Below are 22100 nucleotides of genomic sequence, written 5' to 3'. Positions count from 1 at the left end.
AGAAAAGAGTCGGGGCAGCAGAAAAGAGGCTCTAATCTGCCGAGAGCTCCGCTAAGTCGGAAGCTTAACTGAGGCGAAAGAAGGTCTCGCGGTAGTGGCGCAACTCTTCGATGGAATCGCGAATGTCGTCTAGAGCCAAGTGGCTACTGTGTTTTTTCACCCCATCCAACACATCCGGACGCCAGCGCCTGGCCAGCTCTTTCACCGAACTCACATCCAGATTGCGGTAGTGGAAGTAGGATTCCAGCTGCGGCATATATTTGACCAAGAAGCGACGGTCCTGGCCGATAGAGTTACCGCACATGGGCGAGGCACCCTCCGGCACCCAGTGGCGTAAGAACTCCAGGGTCTCTCGCTCCGCTTCCCGCTCGGATATATTCGATTCCTTTACTTTTGCCACCAAACCAGAACCGCCGTGTTGCTCGGTATTCCAGTCATCCATGGCATCCAGCAGGGCTTTGCTCTGGTGAATCACCATCGCCGGGCCTTCGGCGAGCACATTCAGCCGCGAATCGGTCACAATGGTGGCGATTTCGATAATGCGCTCTTTTTCCGGATCGAGGCCGGTCATCTCCAGATCTATCCAGATCAGGTTGTTCTGATCCACAGCGGGTCTCCTCAAACTTTCCGCGCAAGTTACCGCAACTACCCGGCAATGGCTATAATCCGCCGCTAATCTCCAGGTGCCAGTGCATGAGTAAACGCAAATTAAACCGCCGCCAACAGTGGCGCGTCGCCAAGATCCAGCAGGAGCGTGAGGCCCGCGCGCGCAAGCGCGAAGAGTCCGCAGAACAAGCTCTGGACGACGGTCAACTGGGCCAGGAACAGACCGGTCTTGTCATCGCCAACTATGGCACCCAAATTTTGGTGGAAAGTGAGAGCGATGCTTCCCTGCGCCAACGCTGCCACATGCGTGCCAATATCGATACCCTGGTAACCGGCGATCGCGTCGCTTGGCGTCCCGCCACTAGTGATAGCGATGGCGGCTATGGGGTTGTGGGTGCGCGGTTGCCGCGCAACTCAGAGCTGCAGCGCCCTGATCGCTACGGCGACCTGAAAACCGTAGCAGCCAATATCGACCGCATTGTGATTGTTATAGCCCCCTACCCGGAGCCCTTCGCTAATGCCATCGACCGCTACCTGGTCGCCGCAGAGACCACCGGTATAGCGCCAATCCTGCTGCTGAACAAGATCGACCTGATCGACGATGGCAACCGCCAGGCACTGGATACCCTACTGGCCCCCTACCCCGACCTCGGCTACCCAGTACTGCGCCTTTCCACTAAAACCGGCGAGGGCCTGCCACAACTACTCGAGACCCTGGCCAAGGGCAGCAGCGTCTTTGTCGGGCAGTCCGGCGTGGGTAAATCTTCACTGGTCAACGCCCTGCTACCGAGTGCCGGCGCCCGTACCGGCGCCCTGTCCGAGGCAACCCTGAAGGGCACCCACACCACCACCGCAGCGGAACTGTTTCACCTGCCCAGCGGAGGCGATCTGATAGACTCTCCCGGCATCCGCGAGTTTGGCCTCTGGCATATGGAGGAGGCCGCGCTACTGGAGGGGTTTGTGGAATTCCGCCCCTTTATCGGCCACTGCCGCTTTCGCGACTGCAACCATCAGGGCGAACCCGGCTGTGCCATTCACGAGGCACTGGCCAACGGCGACATCAGTGAGCGCCGTATGAACAGTTTTTTACACCTGCGCAACAGCCTGGAATCGGAGAATAAATTTTGAACCTGATTATTGAGGCGGAAGAGCTCGCCGCCGAGCTGGAGCATGAAGAGCTATTGGTTGTCGACCTCAGCTCCCTGCAAAATTACTTGAACGGACACATCCCCGGCGCCCTGCACCTACCATTTCAGGCACTGATGGCGGGTACTGCCCCTGCGCCGGGTAAACTCCCCAGCTCCGAGCAGCTGACCCGAGTTTTTCGCGCTATTGGCCTGCGCCCGGAAACCCATGTAGTGGCCTGTGATGATGAAGGCGGCGGCTGGGCCGGACGCCTCCTGTGGACCCTGGAGAGTATTGGCCACCGCAATTACAGCTACTTAAACGGTGGTATGCACGCTTGGCGCGGTGCCGGGTTACCACTGACCACTGAAGAACCACAGGTTACCCCAAGCGATATCGAAGTCTCGATCGATACCGATGCTGCCATGAGTGCCCGAGAAATCCAGGAGCATCTTGGCAACCCCGACTTCCTCGTTTGGGATGCCCGTTCCCCCCAGGAGTACAGTGGAGAAAGGGTCTTGGCTACCAAGGGCGGTCATATTCCCGGCGCAATCAACTGCGAGTGGACCCAGCTGATGGACCCTCAGCGCGACCTGCGTATCCGCACCGATGCGCGCGAGCTACTCGCCAAGCTCGGCATCAATGAAAAACATAAAATCGTCACCCACTGCCAAAGTCATCACCGCTCTGGTTTTACCTGGTTGGTGGGTAAGTCCCTGGGTTTTGATATTCGCGCCTACCCAGGCTCCTGGAGTGAGTGGGGCAACCTGCCCAATACGCCCGTCGAACAGTAAGTATTACCGGAAAACGTTGTACCCGTATGAATCCAAAACTCTTTACCACCCTGCAATACCTGACTCCGCAACACGCTCTTTCCCGCGCTGCGGGCTGGCTGGCGAACACCGAGATCAAGTCGATCAAAGACCCTTTCACCCGCTGGTTTGTCGAAAAGTACGGTGTCGATATGCAGGAGGCCAAAGAGACCGATTGCACCGCCTATCGTACTTTCAACGACTTTTTTACCCGTGAACTCAAAGAGGGCGCACGCCCGATTGTCAGTAGCGAGGGTAGCCTGGCCTGTCCCGCAGATGGTGCCATCAGTCAGCTCGGTGCTATCCACAATGGCCGTGTGTTCCAGGCCAAGGGGCACGACTACAGCTTGCTGGAATTGGTGGGTGGTGATCCGGAATTGGCGGCCCAGTTTGACGATGGCCACTTCGCCACCGTGTACCTGTCACCCAAGGATTACCACCGGGTACATATGCCTATCGACGGCACACTGCGCAGCATGACTTATGTGCCGGGCCAGCTATTCTCGGTCAACACCGTAACCGCCGAAAACGTACCGCGCCTGTTCGCCCGCAACGAGCGCCTGGTGTGTGTATTCGATACTGAAGCCGGACCCATGGCCATGATTTTGGTTGGTGCCATGGTCGTTGCCGGAATCGAGACTGTTTGGGCGGGCCAGGTGGCGCCCCATACTCGCGATGTGCGCACCACCAACTATCTTGAGAATGCACCGATTCACCTGCGAAAAGGCGAGGAGATGGGGCGCTTTAAATTGGGCTCCACAGTCATCATGTTGTTTGGGGCGGATCAAGTGCGCTGGCTGGACAGCCTTGAGGCGGAAACCCCTGTGCGTATGGGTGAGTATTTCGGCAGCATGATAGCTGACGCCGGCTGATTCTTCGGGAGAGCGGTAAGTTACGCCGCTCTCAAGGCTTCCCCCGGGAATAAACTATCTCGCCAGGCGCGAGAAAAAGCGGGACAGCTGCCCACCACTATTGAAAAGGTAATCGTCTCGCACCGCCGAGGTATTCACCTCCGGATAAGCCCCTGGCTCTATATCCCGCACTATGCTGATCTTTTCCTCCGGGCGCATCTTGCCACGCTCAATCAGCTTTTCTGCACGATCCTCGGCAGCCGCCAGGTCAAACAGGCGCGGTTTACTCAGCTGGCGCTTGTGCGCATCCAGCACAATCATCACCTTGGGCCGCAAACGCCGGTCGTAGGTCTGCTCCACCACTACACCCACTTCACCACTGGAGAGCTCTACCTGGGTACCGGTGGGGTAGAGTCCTATCGCCTGAATAAATTCGACGACCAGCTGTTCCTGGTAGGCGATGCCACGCAGGTCATAGAGTTCGGCCACGGCCTTTGAAGGCGCTATGGGCTGGCTGGCGCCGCGGGGGTTCGTCGCTTCATCATAAAAAGTAACGATGCCGCACATGCGCGCCAATACGGGAATCTTGTCACCGCGCAAGCCACCTGGATAACCACCACCGTCGTGGCGCTCGCGATGACCGCGCACAATATCAATCACCTGGGGGTCGACCTGGGCATCTGCCGATAGCATCTGCACGCTGTGTTGCACAAATTTACGATACTCCAGCTCGCTGCGCGGGTCGCGCTTGGGCATCTGCAGCACTTCTGCGGGAATCGATAACTTGCCCACATCCTTTAACAGGGTGGCCACCCCCAGCTGCAACAACTCATGTCGCGCCAAGCCGATATGCCGGCCAAACAGCACCGCCCAAATACTGGCGCGTACCGAGTGACTGTAAGTATGTTCATCCCTGTCTCGCACTCGCGCCAACCAGGCGAAAGCATCCGGGCTGCGCAGCACACTCTCAACCAGATCCTCTACCACCCGGTTCATCTGTGGCACCGGCAGTGGTCGATTGCTCGCTACCAACCCCATAACTTCACCCATGCCGCGCAATATCTGGCCGTGCAACTTGCGCGCATTACCTGCCTCGCGCTGGGCGGGCTGAGGGGGGGGGTAAGTCTTGTGAGAGACCGCAACTGGGCGGCAGGGAATGGTGACGCGCACGACGGCTCGGCCATGCCCTTTAGCACTTGCACCACTAGCGCCGATCAAACGGCGCAAGGTAACACCGGCACTGCCTACGGTCTTGTGCACATCGACATAAACAAAACGGCAGTACTTCTGTAGTTGGCGAATCTCCTCCAAATCGCGGATATAAAAGCCCTGCAGGGCAAATGGAGTCTGTGTCCAGGGTTTGTCTAGCCTGGACACAAACATGCCGCGCTGGAGATCACCGACGGAAATTTTTGCCTGTTCGAGTGCCACTTGGGGAGGTACCGACCACTGTAGTAAATGCTTGGAGACCGCCCTCAGCAAGGGCCCCGTTTCTAAATCCGGGCCCCCTCGGGCAAGCGCACATTTATATCACGGACAGATATTGGCGAGCACCTATACAAAGTGAGACTGCATTCACAGACTCAGACACTAGTTGCCACAGTTAGACGTGATATTTTGCGGAAAGCTCTACCACTGCCTCGATCATGGCGCCGGCATGGGCCGGATCTACTTTCGGAGTAATACCGTGGCCAAGGTTGAAAACATGGCCACTACCCTGGCCGTAGGACTGCAGCACAGCTTCCACTTCTTGGCGGATGCGTTCAGGATTGGCGTAGAGTACGGAAGGATCCAGATTACCCTGCAGGGCAACGCGATCCCCAACACGGGCACGGGCACTGCCGATATCAGTGGTCCAATCGAGCCCGAGAGCATCAGCACCGGTATCCGCCATCGCCTCCAACCACTGACCACCCCCTTTGGTGAACAGAATAGCGGGCACCCGGCGACCATCGGCTTCTTTAATCAGACCGCTGAGAATACGCTGCATATATTGCAGGGAGAACTCGCGGTAGGCGCTGTGACTCAAGGCGCCGCCCCAGGTATCAAAAATTTGTACCGCCTGGGCACCGGCGCGAATCTGTGCATTCAGGTAGTCGGTCACCGAATCGGCGAGTACGGTCAGTAGCTGGTGCATCAGCTCGGGGCGGTTGTAGAGCATTTCTTTGCTGCGAGCAAAGTCCTTGCTGGAGCCACCCTCAATCATATAGGTGGCCAGGGTCCAGGGGCTGCCAGAGAAGCCGATCAGCGGCACGCGACCATTTAGCTCGCGGCGAATGGTGGACACAGCATTCATCACATAGTCCAGATCCCGTTCGCTGTTCACCACTTCCAATGCCTCGATATCAGCGGCAGTGCGCAGCGGCTTATGGAATTTGGGCCCCTCGCCCTCGGCAAAATAGAGCCCAAGGCCCATAGCATCTGGGATGGTGAGGATATCGGAGAATAAAATCGCCGCATCGAGTGGGTAGCGTTCCAACGGCTGCAGAGTGACCTCGCACGCCAATTCGGTATTACGGCATAGATCCATAAAACTACCAGCCTCGGCGCGGCTGGCGCGGTACTCGGGTAGGTAGCGACCCGCCTGGCGCATCATCCACACTGGTGTTCGATCCACGGGCTGGCGCAACAAGGCGCGGAGAAAGCGGTCGTTTTTCAATTCGGACGGTTTGGTATCAGACATAGGTACACCGAGCGGGCTAAAAAAACGGCCATTGTACAGGGGGCGGGGCCACTAGATACAGCTTGGCAACAATATCATCCAGGCAGGTTGAGGGCTGGTGCCGCTCTACAAAGATATAAAAATGGGAGGCTTAAAGCCTCCCATCCGCAACCGGGAAAATCAGATATCCAGATAATCGAGAATACCCTCACCGGCCTGGCGCCCTTCCCAAATAGCTGTTACCACCAGGTCGGAACCGCGTACCATATCGCCACCGGCAAAGACCTTCTCGTTGGAGGTCTGAAACTTGTATTTCTGTTCTTCCGGGGCAACGACACCACCCCAGTCCGCTACTTCAATGCTGTGCTCGGCAAACCATTCCGCCGGGCTTGGGCGGAAACCGAAGGCGACCAGCACGATATCTGCCGGGATGACTTCTTCGGAACCGGGCACTACCTGCGGACGGCGACGCCCGTTTTCATCGGGCTCACCCAACTCGGTAGTGACTACTTTCACTCCAGAGACCCTGCCGTCGCCGACAATTTCTACTGGCTGGCGGTTAAACAGGAACTGCACCCCTTCTTCTCTGGCATTGACCACTTCGCGGCGGGAGCCTGGCATATTTTCCTCATCGCGACGATAGGCACAGGTCACGCTCTTGGCCCCCAGTCGAATAGAGCTGCGGTTACAGTCCATGGCGGTATCACCGCCACCAAGCACCACTACGCGCTTGCCCTCCACCGAGACAAATTCCGCAGGGTCCTTCTCCCAACCCATATTGCGATTGACGTTGGCCACTAAGAACGGCAAAGCGTCGTGCACGCCGGGCAGGTCCTCACCAGGGAAGCCGCCCTTCATGTAGTTGTAAGTGCCCATCCCCAGGAATACGGCATCATAGTCATTGAGCAACTGCTTGAAACTGATGTCCTTGCCCACCTCGGTGTTGAGGCAGAACTCCACCCCCATCTCAACAAACACCTCGCGGCGCTTTTCCATCACCGATTTTTCCAACTTGAATTCCGGAATACCGAAAGTGATCAGGCCGCCGATCTCCGGATGCTTGTCGAAGACCACCGGCTGTACGCCGTTGCGTATCAGGATATCGGCGCAGCCCAGTCCGGCTGGGCCCGCGCCCACAATCGCGACTTTTTTACCTGTCTTTTCCACATGGCTGAGATCCGGACGCCAACCCAGGGCAAAGGCGGTATCAGTGATGTACTTTTCAGCATTGCCGATGGTCACAGCGCCGAAACCGTCGTTGAGGGTGCAGGCGCCTTCGCACAGGCGGTCCTGGGGACAAACGCGCCCGCAAACTTCCGGCAGGGTGTTGGTCTCGTGGCAGAGTTCCGCCGCCTCGATCACATTCCCCTCGCTGATCAATTTCAACCAGTTGGGAATATAGTTGTGCACCGGGCACTTCCACTCACAGTAGGGGTTGCCGCAATCCAGGCAGCGGTGTGCCTGGCTCGCTACCTGGTTTTCACTGGATGGCTGGTAAATCTCCACAAATTCACTGGTGCGCGCGATGATATCTTTCTTCGGCGGATCTATACGGGCCACGTCGATAAACTGGAAATCGTTGTTCAGTCTGTCTTTCATACTGTCTCTCCACCCCAGCCTTATTCGCCGCGCTTGCGCACATCAGAAAGAAGATCCGCAAGGCTGGCTGCCTTGGGTTTCACCAGCCAGAATCGGCTCAGGTAATCGTCGAAGTTATCCAGCAGCTCTTCACCCCAGGCGCTGCCGGTCTCCGCGACATAGGTTTCGATCACCTCGCGCAGGTGACTCTGGTGCGGCTCGAGAATTTCACTACTGATACGGCGCAGCTCGATCAACTCATGATTGCAGCGGTCGAAGAAATCGCGCTCCAGATCCAGCACATAGGCAAAACCGCCGGTCATACCGGCACCAAAGTTGTAGCCGGTGCGCCCTAGCACCGCGACCATTCCACCGGTCATGTATTCACAGCAATGATCGCCGGCCCCTTCCACTACGGCGAAGGCGCCGGAATTGCGCACAGCAAAGCGCTCACCGGCACGGCCAGCGGCAAATAACTTACCTCCAGTAGCACCGTACAGGCAGGTATTACCGACGATGCTGGTGTCTTGGGAAGCAAACTCACTACCCTCAGGCGGTCGAATAACCAGCTTACCGCCGGCCATGCCCTTACCGACATAATCGTTGGCATCCCCTTCGAGATACATCTCCAGCCCTCCGGCGTTCCACACACCGAAAGACTGCCCGGCAACTCCATTGAGGTTGAGTTTTATTGGCGCCTCCACCATGCCCTGGTTGCCGTGGCGCTTGGCGATCTCGCCAGAAAGACGCGCCCCCAGAGAGCGATCGCAGTTGGTCACCTCGAAGCTGAATTCACCACCAGTCAGGTTCTCAATGGCGGGTAGAATTTCTTCCACCATGCGCTCGGCCAACTCGCCCTTATCCCAGGGCTCATTTGTGGCCTGCTGGCAGGTTTGCGGTTTGCTATCGAGTAGTGCATCGGTATGCAACAGCGGCGACAGATCCAGTTTCTTCTGCTTGTCGGTTTCTCCCTCGAGGATACGAAGTAGGTCTACACGGCCGACCAGCTCTTCCATGGTGCGCACACCAATGCTCGCCATCCATTCGCGGGTTTCCTCGGCAACAAAGCGGAAGAAGTTCATCGCCATTTCTGCGGTGCCGATATAGTGCGCATCGCGCAAGTTCTTGCGCTGGGTCGCGATACCCGTGGCACAGTTATTCAGGTGACAGATACGCAGGTATTTACAGCCAATCGCCACCATTGGCGCAGTACCAAAGCCGAAGCTCTCCGCACCGAGAATCGCCGCCTTGACTACATCCAAGCCAGTTTTAAGGCCCCCATCGGTCTGCACACGAACTTTGCCGCGCAAGTCATTGGCTCGCAGGGTCTGATGTGTTTCCGCCAGGCCCAACTCCCAAGGTGAGCCAGCATAGCGAATAGAGGTAATAGGGCTCGCCGCAGTACCACCGTCGTAACCGGAAATCGTAATCAAATCCGCATAGGCCTTGGCCACACCGGCGGCGATAGTGCCAACTCCTGGACGGGACACCAGCTTCACGGACACCAGTGCATCCGGGTTGACCTGTTTGAGGTCGTAGATCAGCTGGGCCAGATCCTCGATGGAGTAGATATCGTGGTGCGGTGGCGGTGAAATCAGGGTGACACCGGGCACCGAGTAGCGCAGCCGAGCAATCAGGTCATTCACCTTGCCGCCGGGCAACTGACCACCCTCACCGGGCTTGGCGCCCTGAGCCACCTTGATCTGCAGCACTTCGGCATTGACCAGATAGTGCGGCGTCACGCCGAAACGGCCGGAGGCGATCTGTTTGATTTTGGAGACTTTGTCGGTGCCAAAACGGGCCGGATCTTCACCGCCCTCTCCGCTGTTGGAGCGTCCACCCAGGCGGTTCATGGCCTGAGCCAGGGATTCGTGCGCCTCGGGAGACAGAGCTCCCAGGGACATAGCTGCGGAGTCAAAGCGACGCACAATCTGCTCGACCGGCTCCACTTCCTCCAATGGCACAGGCTCGAGGTTTTCCTTGAAGGCCAGCATATCCCGCAAGGTTGCCACTGGGCGCTGGTTGACCAGTTCCGAGTAATCACGCCAGGCGGAGTAATCCCCAGTACTGGCCGCTCGGCGCAGGGCCGTCACCACATCCGGGTTAAAGGTATGGTATTCGGTGCCATGCACATATTTGTGCAGGCCGCCGGGGGACACCGGCTTACGCGCTTTCCAGGCGATATCCGCTCGCGCGGCCATATCTGCCTGCAACTCGGCAAAGCCGGCGCCTTCGATACGAGTGGGTGCACCGGGGAAACACAGGTCCACCACCTCTTTGGAAAGACCGACCAACTCAAACAACAGCGCACCTCGGTAAGAGGCCACCGTGGAGATACCCATTTTTGACAGGATCTTCAACAGGCCCTTGATAATACCGTTGCGGTAATTCTTCTGCGCTTCTGCCGCATCCAACAGCAGCTCACCTCTATCGATCAGGTGATTGATAATGCTGTAGGAGAAATAGGGATGTACTGCCGTCGCTCCCACACCTACCAGGCAGGCGAGCTGGTGCGCATCCCGTGCACTGGCGGTATCCACCACCACATTGGAATCACAGCGCAGGCCCGCATGCACCAAATGATGGTGCACGGCCCCGGTGGCGAGCAGCGCATCTATGGGCAGATGGCCCTGGCGAATATCGCGGTCGGACAGCACCACAATCACGGTGCCTGCACGAACAGAAGCCTCTACCTTGGCACACAGACGTTCAATTGCACTATGAAGATCCAGATTTGCCGGATCGTAGTTCAGGTCGAAAATCTCCGCGTCGAAGCCTGGGCGATCCAGCGACAGTAACGCGGTGTATTTCATATGGGAGAGCACCGGCGAGGACAGAATCACGCGGTCGGCGTGCTCTGGCGTCTCCTCAAACACGGATTTCTCACGGCCCAAACAGGTTTCCAGGGACATCACCACCGTTTCCCGCAACGGGTCTATAGGCGGATTGGTCACTTGGGCAAACTGCTGGCGGAAGTAATCGTAGAGCGAGCGGTTGTAGCGGGACAGCACCGCCATCGGCGTATCGTCGCCCATGGAACCCACCGCTTCCTGGCCGGCTTCCGCCATCGGACGCACTACCTTATCGCGCTCCTCCAGAGAGGAACTGAACAGTTTCTGGTAGACCTTAAACTGTTGGTGGGAAAAATTATTGTCAACCGGCGCAGTCACTAAGGTGGAGCGAATACGGCGCGCCTTCTCTTTCAGCCAGCGTTTATAAGGCTGGGCGCGCTTGAGCATATTGTCGATATCGGCAGTGTGGTACAGCTTGCCTTCCTGGGTATCCACAGAAAGCATCTGCCCGGGCCCGAGACGCCCTTTAGCTACTACATCTTCCGGTGCATAGTTATAAACACCGACTTCCGAAGCCACGGTAATAATATCGTCTTTGGTAATCACCCAGCGGGACGGGCGCAGGCCGTTGCGGTCGAGAGTACATACCGCGTGACGGCCATCGGTCATCACCAAGCCGGCGGGGCCATCCCAGGGCTCCATATGCATGGAGATATATTCATAGAAAGCGCGCAGGTCTGCATCCATGCCCTCAACATTTTGCCAGGCCGGCGGCACCAGCATACGCACCGCACGGTGTAGCTCCATACCACCCGCCAACAGCATCTCCAGCATATTATCCAAACTGGAGGAGTCGGAGCCCTCGCGGTTCACCAGCGGTACCAGCGCATTCAGCTCGGGAATCAGCTCGGTAACAAATTTGTTGGTGCGCGCCACCGACCAATTGCGGTTGCCGGTAATGGTATTAATTTCACCATTGTGCGCCAGCAGGCGGAAAGGCTGGGCCAGAGGCCAGCGCGGCATGGTATTGGTAGAGAAGCGCTGGTGGAAAACACAGATAGCGGTTTCCAGGCGCGGATCCGCCAACTCAGGGAAGAATTTTGGCAGATCCGCCGGGATCATCAGTCCTTTGTAGGAGAGCACACTAGTAGATAGGCTGGCGATATAAACATCACCACTCAGCTGCAACTCGGCCTTACGCCGGGCCACATACAGCCGAGCATTAAAACGGGCTTCACCCAGTGGCTCTTGGGCATCATTAATCAGCAGTTGTTCGAAGCGAGGTTGGCAGTCCCTGGCGATGGGGCCAAGACACTCGGGGTTAGTGGGCACTGTGCGCCAACCAACAATCCGCATTCCTTGCGCCTGCAGCTCAGACTCAAAGATTTGGCGAGCGCTCTGCGCCTCACCGTCATCCAGAGGCAACATCACCGAACCTACGGCATAGGTCTCAGTGAGCTCCAGACCGAACAACTTTAGCGCTTTCTCACGCAGGAATTTATCGGGCTTCTGCAGCAGTAAGCCACAGCCATCGCCAGTTTTACCATCGGCGGCAATACCGCCGCGGTGAGTCATACAGGTGAGGGACTCAATGGCCGTCTGTACTAACTTATGGCTCGCCACACCCTGTAAATGAGCGATCAGACCAAAACCACAGTTGTCCTTAAACTCATCCAACTGATACAGACTGCTACCCATAGAATTCCTCGTCACTATCGATTGGGGGACCACAGGCACTGCCGATAGCGGCCTGATATGGGCAAAAATGGCTTAACGCTCGCGCTACGCTCTCCTGCGGTCCCTAAGTAAAAGATCCCGAGATAAAAAAAGCCCTCTAATGGGGCTTTCTTTATTGTTCTTATTGGCGGTTATTTTGCCCCGCCATTATTTCCGGGGGGCGCGCAATATTACTTGCTCACCACTACATTTTCAATAATTCACAGTTTTTTTAACTGCCAAACAAAAATAAGACAGATTTATTTCCTGTCAACTTGGTTTTATGTGACCGTACTCTCTAATAAGCGCAGTTCGCGAATCCCCTGTCACCTGGCACCACAGTTCCTTAGCGCATCTATAACTTTTTCCTGAGGCGTATCATCGACAACTTTTGCGTCCCCCAAAGATCTCAGCAATACTAAACGCAACTTGCCATCCAGCACTTTCTTATCTAACTGCATAGCTTGCAGAAAATCATCGACACTCATATCCGCGGGAGACTGCTGCGGCAACTGGGCTTTTTGCAGCAACTGACGAACACGCTGTACCAATTCACCGTCCACGTCTCCCAGTAAATGCGAGAGCTCCAGGGCCATCACCATTCCTGCGGCCACCGCCTCACCATGCAACCAACGCCCGTAGCCCTGCACAGTCTCAATTGCATGTCCAAAGGTATGACCAAAGTTTAATATGGCACGGCGGCCTGCCTCACGCTCATCACTAGCCACAACCTCTGCCTTATCACGACAGCAACGATCCACGGCATAAGCCAAAGCCTTGGGATCTCGCGATAAGAGTGCATCGATATTGGTCTCTATCCAGTGGAAAAATGGTGCATCACAGATCAGGCCATACTTGATTACTTCAGCTATGCCTGCTGAGAATTCACGATCTGGCAGGGTCGTCAATGTATCCATATCGGCAAGTACTAGCCGGGGCTGGTAAAAAGCCCCAATCATGTTTTTACCTAGCGGGTGATTGACGCCAGTCTTACCTCCCACAGAGGAGTCCACCTGGGCAAGGAGTGTAGTGGGCACCTGAATAAAATCGACGCCGCGCTGATAACAGGCAGCGGCAAATCCACACATATCTCCCACAACACCACCCCCTAGGGCAATTAGCGTAGTCGTGCGGTTGTGACGCTGTTCCAATAGAGCGTCAAAAATTCGATTGACGGTATCCAGAGTCTTGAAGGCTTCCCCGTCGGGTAGTTCGACAACATCAACCTTATCGAAATCAGAGAGCCCATCCAGTAAGCGGGACAAATACAGGGGAGCCACTGTCTCATTTGTAACCACACAGATCTGGCGCCCACGTAAATAGGGCAGTAAATATTGTGAGTCGGCTAATAACTTGGACCCAATGACAATGGGGTAACTGCGCTCCCCCAGTTCCACATTAAAACAGTGCACAATGCTCTCCTTCCCACTAGCGCCAATATGTAGCGCATTGAGTTAATGAGACGCACTTTAGCACAGAGTGAAAAAGGGGTTATTGGGAGAGGCTTTCCATAAGGCGCTCAGCTACCAGGGCTGATGCTTGCTTGGGGGTCAGGTCATCAGTGTCGCAGATAACATCCGCAACTTCGCGATAAAGAGGGGCGCGTTCTTGTAAAATTTCTTCAATACGCGCGCGTGGATTGGGCACTCGTAAAAGAGGGCGGTTACTGTTCTTGGAAGTGCGTTCCAGCAACTGCTCTACCCCGGCCTGTAAATAAATCACATGACCAAACTTTTGCAGCAACCGCCGGTTTTCCTCCAGTAGAACGATGCCACCACCGGTGCCGATAACTTGGTGGGGACCCAGACAAAGTTCTTCGAGCACTTCACTCTCGCGTCGACGAAAGCCGGCTTCGCCTTCTACATCAAATATCCAGGGGATATCTGCCCCTGTGCGCTCTTCCAGGACTTTATCGGTATCAGCAAAAGGCAGCTGCAATTGTGCCGCTAACAACCTGCCAATCGTGGATTTGCCGGCCCCCATGGGGCCGACTAAAAAGATGGAGCGGTTAATCACTTAGATAAAAAAGTCTCACTTTCGATAATACGCGGGGTGATAAACATCAATATCTCACGTTTATCATCTGTGCGTACAGTTTTCTTAAACAAGTTACCTATGTACGGAATGTCTCCAAGTAAGGGTACCTTAGTCTCCCCCTCAAGAACATTGCTCTCAAACACACCGCCTAAAACAATTGTTTCGCCATTACTGACTAGTACTTTTGTCGCTAGGGTGTTCACATTAATTGTAGGAACAGCCGTATTAGCACTAACACTAAACAAATCCCCAACACTATTCTGCTCGATATTAAGCGTCATTATTATGTTGTTATCTGGAGTTATCTGAGGTGTTACATTTAACTCAAGAACGGCTTCTCGAAATGTCACAGAAGCTGCACCAGAAGAGGTAGCCTCCAAGTAAGGTATTTCCACTCCCGATTGGATATTCGCCTCTTGTTTATCACCAGTTACTACTTTGGGCTGGGATACAATCTCAAGCATGCCCACATCTTCCATCGCAGACAGCTCCAAACCCAAATAAAAATTGTCCTTTAATATCGCATAAGCTAGTTGCCCAGCAGGTGTTCCAACACCTAAGTCCACCAGCAAAGGATCATGGGTGCTGGCCGGTGAAGAGACACTGGGTCCAAATCCAGATCCACCAACACTAGCGCTATTTTGCCCTCCAGAACCAATGACTACAGAGTCATCGTTAATATCATGAGTACCTGTATAGTTCCACTGGACACCGAGCTCGCGCTCGAACTCACTATTTGCAGTGACGATCCTGGCCTCAATCATCACCTGACGAATAGGCACATCTATAACTTCTATCAGTTCCCGAAACTGTGCGATTTTTTCTTCTGTATCTGTAAGGATAATTGTATTGGTTCGCTCATCTACAATTGCACTACCACGGGCTGACAAAATACTTGCTTGATTAGCGTCTTGTTTACCCCCAGCAAAATTGCCCTTTCCTTGATCATCCGTCTGCTGACCAGAAAATAATGTAAACAGCTCTCCGGCATCAGCATAGCGCACACTAATATATTCAGTTCTTAGTGGAGCCAGCTCCTGCAATTGCCTACGGCTCTCCAATTCCTGGCGCTCTCTTTCTGCAATCTCAGCAGCTGGAGCTACCATAATGACGCTACCTTCCTGGCGCTTATCCAAGCCCTTGGCCTTAAGAATCAAATTCAAGGCCTGATCCCAAGGCACTCCATCAAGCCGTAATGTGATTCGCCCCTGTACGGTGTCACTTGCCACCAGATTGAGATCAGTAAAGTCAGCAATAATTTGGAGCACGGAACGAACTTCAATATCTTGGAAGTTTAACGAAAGCTTTTTCCCTGTGAATTGAAACTCTTTCTCCTTCTCGCGAATTTCCGCTGCGGACAGAGGTTTTACGCTCAACACGTACTGATTATCGGCTTGATAAGCGAGATAATCATAATCTGCATCTGTCGGATCCACAGCTATTACGGTATTGCGGCCATCAGAGTCTACCGTAATGGCATTCACAGGGGTTGCAAAGTCAGTTACGTCAAGCTTCTGGCGAAGAGATTCGGGCAATTCTGCGCCCAGAAAAGTCAAATAGATTTTGCCTTTGGTGCGTTCCACATCAATATTTACTGCCGGATCAGAAAGGCTAACAATGACTTTACCTTCGCCCTCTTCACCGCGCCGGAAGTCAACCCCGTTAACAGCAATAGCACCCAAGGCATTGAACTGCTTGTTTCCACCAAGATTAAGGCCGCTGTCATGGGTGGGGGATTGTGGAGATGAAGCCGTCGCAACTACAGATTCACCAATCTCCATCACGAGCTGGCTACCATGGCGTTCACTGGTGTATACCGGCAGTTGATCCAGATTAACAATTAGGCGAGTTCTCCCCTCACTGGAAACTACCACAGCGCTGCGAGCGGCACCTATTCCCAGTGAATATTTCTTTTGTGGTAGCACACTTTCAACACCGGCAAAATCCATCACAATCCGAGCCGGTTGCTCAATTGTGTATCCAGTGGGCTCTGGAGGCTCCTCAGTGAAAGTTAAACGCAGCTGAACCCGGCCACCGGGAAGCTCTGAAAACTGTATATCGTTCAGTTGATTCACCTGCGCTTGTAACGCCGCAGGAACCATCAATACAGCGAGCAGTAAAATCTGAAACGGTGCCAAACACTTAGCAAACTGCTTATTAATCATTATCCGTTGTCCTTCTCTTCCAGCGCGAGTGCACGTGGCCTCTCAATCCAGCCCCCGGTACCATCCGGTATAATTTCCAACACATCGAGTTGCGTGGGTGTAGCGCTCACAACTCGCCCGTGATTTTTCCCCAAGTAGTTCCCCACAGTTACTCTGTGAATTCCACCATTGCCATCATCAATCAGGGCCCATAACTGGCCATCACGGGAAATTGTGCCCACCATTGCCAAAGCATCAAAGTTAATACTTTCAAGCAACTCTCTACGCCTACTTAGATCAGGTGCTATTTCAAGTCTTCTACCAACTAATCGCTGATCAGACTCCAAAACAGGGCGAGTAAATGGACTCCTTTGAGCAGCGGCACTATAAATATATGGGCTATATGGCGTAAACGTTGGGATAGGCTCAATTTGACCTTTAGGCCTCCGCTCAACCTCGGCCATTCTTTGATGTAAATCATTTTGATCTACATTCATACTGCAAGCAGAAACCGCTAAAAGTGTAGCTACGATGGCTGTTTTTTTTGTCACTCCTCATCCTCCTGATCTTTATAGCGGTAGGTTTTTGCATTGATAACCATATCAAGCAGCCCACCACTATCTCGGTTGGTTGAGATAGTAAAATCATGAAGAGTTACAATCCTAGGCATTCCAGCAATACCACTCACGAAAGAACCAAATTCATGGTACCCCCCTTGAACCTCTATACGAATTGGCAGCTCAACATAAAACTCTCCAACCAACTCACTTTCCAGAGCAACTTTTTCGATCGTTAGGCCGCTACCTCTTCCATACTCATCAATATCCTCTAACAATCCTGGAACTTCTGTATCTTTTGGTAGTTGCTTTAGCAGTGCGCCAAAGGTGCCCTCCATCTCCCTTAGTTGCTCACGATACGCATCAAGATTTGCAGCCTCAAATTGCTTGTTTTCAAACTGCAAAAACAGCTCTTTCTCTTTATTCTGCGCACGTTCCAGGCTGTTATAAAGATCACCTATCCAGAGGTAATACCCAATAAAAACCAAAACTGCTGAAACAATGATTAAGAGAGTAATACGACCAGCTATCGGCCAGACCCCAACTCTTGAAAAGTCGATGTCATTAATATCTACATCTTGGAGTTGCTTAAGAGTTTCTGCGAATGCCATTATATAATTCCTTTACTCAACGCCAGTGGTAGTTAAATCACTATCGTTAGCATCGTCACTCTTACGACCACTCAAATTTACTGTTAACTGAAAAGCACTCGCTTGCTCCCCATACTCAGGGCTAGCAGTAACATCCGTTAAGTTTGGAGATTCATACCAGTCGGACTGGTCCAAATTGCGCATAAAAGATGATACACGGTTGTTGGATTCTGCTATTCCTGACAACTCCAATTGAGAACCTTTGCGGGTAAGTTCAAGGAGCCAAAGCCCCTCAGGAGTTGCCTGTACCAGCTCATCAAAATAACGAACAGCTAGAGGACGGTTCCCCTGGAGCTCCTGAATCACCCGCATTCGATCAATCAGTTCCTGGCGGCGCTTTTTCAGGTCCTTAATCTCACTTACCTGTTTATCTAGAGCATTAATCTTGACCTGCAGTATCTGATTGCGCTCATTCTGGGTAGCGACTTGCCGATCAACCGTTTTCATCCAAAGAAAAACCGACGCCGCAGCAGCAATAATCACCAACACTAATACTTGCTGAAACTCTTTCTGCTTTTGTGCGCGATATTCCTGGCGCCAGGGGAGTAGATTAATCTTGGCCATCTCAGTACTCCTTCTCCCGCATGGCGAGCCCTGCCGCGATCATCAGCCCTGGAGCCTCTTTGGCTAATATCTGTTGGTTTACCCGAGAAGAGGTAGCCATTTTGTAAAAAGGATTGGCAATCACTGTGGGTTTGCCCAGTTTTTCACCGACCAAATCAGACAAACCTTCCATTGCGGCAACACCACCACTGAGCAATATGTAATCCACATCGCTATAGGAAGTCGAAGAGTAAAAGAACTGCAGCGCGCGGGTGACTTGCTGAATCACCGCATCCCGAAACGGCTCCAGAACCTCGGCATAATAGTCATCGGGCAATCCGCTGCCACCCTGGTGCTTCGCCAGGGAGGCCTCTTCGGCGGAGAGGCCGTAGCGCCGCTGAATCTCATCGGTGAGCTGGCGGCCACCGAATAGCTGCTCCCGTGTATAAACTGTCTTGCCATCAACCAGTACAGACAGTGCACTCATAGTCGCACCGATATCCACTACCGCAACAACCAACTGCTCTTGGGGAGGAAACTGATCTTCCAGTAGAGTGTAAGTGCGCTCAATAGCGTAAGCTTCCACATCCACGACACCCGCCTCCAACTCAGCCTCACCGAGGGCGGAAACCCGCTGTTCGATATTTTCGCTGCGGCATGCTGCCAGTAACACTTCCACCTGGTCATCCCCTCTTTCGGATGGCCCCTGTACCTCAAAATCGAGACTAACTTCTTCGAGGGGATAGGGAATGTACTGATCTGCTTCCAAGGCAATACGCGCTTCCAGATCCTCATCGGAGAGATCAGCGGGCATTTCCAGGGTCTTAGTGATCACTGCGGAGCCGGATACGGCGACAGCCGCACGGCGCAGTCGGGTTTTGGAACGGCGCACTACCTTGCGGATAGCTTCCGCCGTGGCGCCAACATCATTGATGTTCTTATCCACTACCGCATTCGGCGGCAGGGGTTCCACGGCGTAACTTTCGACCCGATATTTGTCACCATTGCGACTTAGCTCCAGCAACTTTACTGCGGTCGAGCTAATATCGAGTCCCAACATGGCCTTCGGGCCTTTATCCAGAAAAGGGAAAATCCCCATTTTTCTTATCTTTTCCGTGGGTTATGAAAGTTTGATGTTATAGCACTTTAAATTACCGCTTCAACCGGCATTTGCATAGGTAATAGCGCACAATATTCGTATAATTATTCACCGAATCACTCAAATGAAGTACACAGAAGCAGTTTCATGACAGTAAAAGCCCGAAATCGTCTACTAGCGCTGCTCTGGCTCTGTCTCGCCGGCGCAGCCGGCGCAGCCATGGTTTTCGCCAGCATTTACCTCTACCTGAAACCCGGGCTGCCCTCAGTCGAAAGCCTGCGGGATATTCGCCTACAGACCCCACTGCGCGTCTATTCACAAGACATGAAACTGATAGGCGAGTTTGGTGAGAAACGCCGCAACCCTATCACCATCGAACAAACGCCAGAACCATTTATCAAGGCAATACTGGCAGCAGAGGATGCGAGCTTCTACTCACACAGTGGGGTTTCGATTAAGGGTTTGATGCGGGCAGCCTCGCAGCTCGTGCAGACCGGCTCAATCCAGTCTGGTGGTAGTACCTTAACCATGCAGGTGGCGCGCAATTTCTTCCTGAGCCGTGAGCAGCGTTTTATCCGCAAGTTCAATGAGATCCTCTTATCACTGCAAATTGAGCGCGAACTCAGCAAAGATGAGATTCTAGAACTCTATATCAACAAAATATTCCTGGGTAACCGCGCCTATGGCTTTCAGGCTGCCGCACATGTTTACTACGGTCGCGACATCAAGGACCTGAGCATGGCACAATGGGCAATGATGGCGGGGTTGCCCAAGGCCCCCTCCACTTTCAACCCCATCGCCAACCCCACTCGGGCCCTGGTGCGCCGCAACTGGATCTTGAAGCGCATGCTCGACCTGGGATATATCGATCAGGATGAGTACAAGCACTCCATTACCGCACCGGTGACCGCCAGCTACCATAGCCGAGATCTGGATCTGGATGCCCCTTATATCGCCGAAATGGCGCGCAAAGAAGCTGTTGAGCTTTTTGGCGACAGTGCCTACACCGATGGCTATCAGGTCATCACCACCGTCAACAGCCGCCTGCAGGACCAGGCGCGCAGGGCACTGCAACACGGCCTCGAAACCTATGATTCTCGCCACGGTTATCGTGGCCCGGAGCAGCGACTGCCACCGGAACTGCTGCATGACAGTGACCAACTGATTGATCTGCTCAATGAAATCCCTGTGCTAGGTGGGCTTGAGCCTGGGGTAGTCACTGCGGTGGAGCCAAAGCTGTTGCAAGTACAGCTGCGCGACCGCCGTGTGGTCGAGGTTCCCTGGGAGAATGGGCTCGATTCCATTCGTCCCTATATTACTGAAAGTTCACGAGGGCCACGCTTACAATCTGCTGAGAAGATGTTTGCACCTGGTGATGTGGTGCGCCTGCGCCGCATTGAGATTAAGCACACTGAGGTTATCGGCTCCCAGGGCGAACCTACCAGCGCAGGTGGGGCAGCCCAACTTGCTAGCGCCTTTGAAGACACACCCAACCCCGATCCATTTGCAGAGCCCGAAGAAGTTTCTTCCAGCCCCCTGGAGCCACAAATTACTGAGGAATGGGAGCTAACCCAAGTGCCATCGGCCCAGGGAGCCCTAGTCTCCATTGACCCCCAAGACGGCGCCATACGCGCCTTAGTAGGTGGTTATGACTTCCGCCAGAGCCACTTCAATCGCGTCACACAGGCGGCGCGACAACCGGGCTCCAGTTTCAAGCCATTTATCTACGCTTCGGCTATCGAGCGCGGCTATACCGCCGCCAGTGTGATTAACGATGCCCCAATAATCTTCGAGGAAACCAACCTGCAGGACGTGTGGCGCCCGGAGAATGATGGTGGCACCTTCCTTGGCCCCACCCGCTTGCGTATGGCTCTGTATAAGTCACGTAACATGGTCTCCATTCGCCTGCTGCAGGCACTGGGGCTCGATTACGCTCTCGGCTTTGTCGAGGGCTTCGGCTTTGACCGCAGTAAATTGGCGCGCAACCTAACCATCGCACTGGGCAGCTCTGCCCTGACGCCCCTGGAAATGGTACGGGGCTATGCAGCTTTCGCCAATGGTGGTTATCGAGTGGAACCCTATCTTGTAGACCGGGTTTTAGATGTAAACGGCGAAACCCTCTACCAGGCCCTACCACTCACTGTGTGCAATGACTGTCCTGAGCCTGGCAGTGAGTCCCAAGGATTCAATAATCAGGAGCCACTCGACCTAGCGGCAATTCAACCCGGTGAAGAGGGCCCGGACCAGGGCAAAGAGCCTCCCGAGCTGAAAGTACTCCCGGTTGGCCCACTGGATTCATCCAGGCCCCAGGCACGCCCCCTGGCACCGCGCGCCATGACCCCGGAGACGGCTTACATCATGGATTCCATTCTCAAGGATGTGATCAAAAAAGGCACCGGCCGACGCGCCCTCGCTATGAAGCGCGGTGATATTGCTGGCAAGACGGGAACAACCAACGGCCCGCGCGACGCATGGTTCTCAGGTTATAGCCCCTACCTAGCCACCAGTGCTTGGGTGGGTTTCGACTCTTACGGCGAACTCGGTAAAAATGAGTACGGTGGCTCTGCGGCACTGCCTATCTGGATAGATTTTATGAGTACTGCCCTGGAGGGCTTGCCCGAGCGTCACCTGCCCCAGCCAGACAGCATAACGACCGTGCGTATCAACCCCAAGAACGGCCTTCGCACCTCCTATGGCGGCATGTTTGAGATCTTCCGCACCAATAGAGTACCCGGGCGCGAGGCCTACAACCCCTATCGCTCCAGATACTCCGACGATGAGATGCCCGGCCGGGACCGATCGAGTGAGCCACCACCCGAAGAGCTTTTCTAAGATACGGCACCCCTGCCATAAGCCCACTTAATGAGTGGGCATAGCAATAAAAGCAAAGGGGCCCATGGCCCCTTTTCTTTCATTGGTTGTTATTTA

Annotated in this window: 16 protein-coding genes; 4 read left to right on the top strand and 12 right to left on the bottom strand. The window is 54.2% G+C overall.

All coding sequences use genetic code 11. From position 1 onward, the window contains the following. Nucleotides 1-64: 64 nt before the first annotated feature. Nucleotides 65-607, bottom strand: a complete 543-nt coding sequence (gene orn / locus ACJJIB_RS02735) for an oligoribonuclease (protein ID WP_444883459.1) — start codon at nucleotides 605-607, stop codon at nucleotides 65-67. Between the two features lie 86 nt (nucleotides 608-693). Here orn and rsgA point away from each other — a divergent pair, with 86 nt between their 5' ends. Genes rsgA through asd form a run of 3 tightly spaced genes read left to right on the top strand, consistent with a single transcriptional unit; the run spans nucleotide 694 to nucleotide 3415 of the window. Then, nucleotides 694-1734, top strand: a complete 1041-nt coding sequence (gene rsgA / locus ACJJIB_RS02730; protein WP_444887793.1) for a small ribosomal subunit biogenesis GTPase RsgA — start codon at nucleotides 694-696, stop codon at nucleotides 1732-1734. Beyond that, nucleotides 1731-2525 (top strand): sulfurtransferase, encoded by a 795-nt coding sequence (locus ACJJIB_RS02725; RefSeq protein WP_444883457.1) that lies wholly within the window; start codon nucleotides 1731-1733, stop codon nucleotides 2523-2525. The genes rsgA and ACJJIB_RS02725 overlap by 4 nt, the downstream gene beginning before the upstream one ends. 26 nt (nucleotides 2526-2551) lie before the next feature. Continuing rightward, complete coding sequence (gene asd / locus ACJJIB_RS02720; protein ID WP_444887792.1) at nucleotides 2552-3415, top strand: archaetidylserine decarboxylase; 864 nt, start codon at nucleotides 2552-2554, stop codon at nucleotides 3413-3415. 54 nt (nucleotides 3416-3469) lie between these two features. Here the strand turns inward: asd and ACJJIB_RS02715 are convergent, their stop codons facing one another. From ACJJIB_RS02715 to ACJJIB_RS02665, 11 genes are all read right to left on the bottom strand, one after another. Next, nucleotides 3470-4825, bottom strand: coding sequence for a cyclic di-GMP phosphodiesterase (locus ACJJIB_RS02715; protein ID WP_444887791.1), 1356 nt, complete (start codon nucleotides 4823-4825; stop codon nucleotides 3470-3472). A gap of 172 nt (nucleotides 4826-4997) precedes the next feature. Beyond that, nucleotides 4998-6077 carry a uroporphyrinogen decarboxylase gene (gene hemE, locus ACJJIB_RS02710; protein ID WP_444887790.1) on the bottom strand — a complete coding sequence of 360 codons (1080 nt, stop codon included), beginning with the start codon at nucleotides 6075-6077 and terminating at the stop codon, nucleotides 4998-5000. A gap of 159 nt (nucleotides 6078-6236) precedes the next feature. After that, nucleotides 6237-7655 (bottom strand): glutamate synthase small subunit GltD family protein, encoded by a 1419-nt coding sequence (locus tag ACJJIB_RS02705; protein ID WP_444883453.1) that lies wholly within the window; start codon nucleotides 7653-7655, stop codon nucleotides 6237-6239. A gap of 20 nt (nucleotides 7656-7675) precedes the next feature. After that, nucleotides 7676-12124 carry a glutamate synthase large subunit gene (gene gltB, locus ACJJIB_RS02700; protein WP_444883452.1) on the bottom strand — a complete coding sequence of 1483 codons (4449 nt, stop codon included), beginning with the start codon at nucleotides 12122-12124 and terminating at the stop codon, nucleotides 7676-7678. 344 nt (nucleotides 12125-12468) lie between these two features. Next, nucleotides 12469-13554: a 3-dehydroquinate synthase gene (gene aroB / locus ACJJIB_RS02695; RefSeq protein WP_252084192.1), complete on the bottom strand. Its 1086-nt coding sequence runs from the start codon at nucleotides 13552-13554 to the stop codon at nucleotides 12469-12471. 79 nt (nucleotides 13555-13633) lie between these two features. Continuing rightward, the gene (aroK, locus tag ACJJIB_RS02690; RefSeq protein ID WP_252085944.1) at nucleotides 13634-14155 is read right to left on the bottom strand and encodes a shikimate kinase AroK; all 522 of its coding nucleotides are present in this window, start codon (nucleotides 14153-14155) and stop codon (nucleotides 13634-13636) included. Beyond that, the gene (locus ACJJIB_RS02685) at nucleotides 14155-16344 is read right to left on the bottom strand and encodes a type IV pilus secretin PilQ (RefSeq protein ID WP_252084191.1); all 2190 of its coding nucleotides are present in this window, start codon (nucleotides 16342-16344) and stop codon (nucleotides 14155-14157) included. The genes aroK and ACJJIB_RS02685 overlap by 1 nt, the downstream gene beginning before the upstream one ends. Continuing rightward, nucleotides 16344-16787, bottom strand: a complete 444-nt coding sequence (locus ACJJIB_RS02680; protein WP_252085943.1) for a pilus assembly protein PilP — start codon at nucleotides 16785-16787, stop codon at nucleotides 16344-16346. The genes ACJJIB_RS02685 and ACJJIB_RS02680 overlap by 1 nt, the downstream gene beginning before the upstream one ends. Nucleotides 16788-16870: 83 nt before the next feature. Beyond that, nucleotides 16871-17491 carry a type IV pilus inner membrane component PilO gene (locus ACJJIB_RS02675; RefSeq protein ID WP_252084190.1) on the bottom strand — a complete coding sequence of 207 codons (621 nt, stop codon included), beginning with the start codon at nucleotides 17489-17491 and terminating at the stop codon, nucleotides 16871-16873. 12 nt (nucleotides 17492-17503) lie between these two features. Further along, nucleotides 17504-18094 carry a PilN domain-containing protein gene (locus ACJJIB_RS02670; RefSeq protein WP_252084189.1) on the bottom strand — a complete coding sequence of 197 codons (591 nt, stop codon included), beginning with the start codon at nucleotides 18092-18094 and terminating at the stop codon, nucleotides 17504-17506. Between the two features lies 1 nt (nucleotide 18095). Continuing rightward, nucleotides 18096-19172, bottom strand: a complete 1077-nt coding sequence (locus tag ACJJIB_RS02665; protein ID WP_252084188.1) for a pilus assembly protein PilM — start codon at nucleotides 19170-19172, stop codon at nucleotides 18096-18098. A 147-nt stretch (nucleotides 19173-19319) separates the two neighbouring features. Between ACJJIB_RS02665 and ACJJIB_RS02660 the strand changes: the two genes are divergently transcribed. Further along, a complete protein-coding gene (locus ACJJIB_RS02660; protein WP_444887789.1) occupies nucleotides 19320-22004 on the top strand; it encodes a penicillin-binding protein 1A in 2685 nt (894 codons plus the stop codon). The last annotated feature ends 96 nt before the right edge of the window (nucleotides 22005-22100 follow it).

This window comes from Microbulbifer mixtoriginis (SeqCode) (assembly GCF_052467705.1).
Note: the sequence above shows the minus strand (reverse complement) of the source record. Positions and strands in the feature narration are given on the sequence as shown.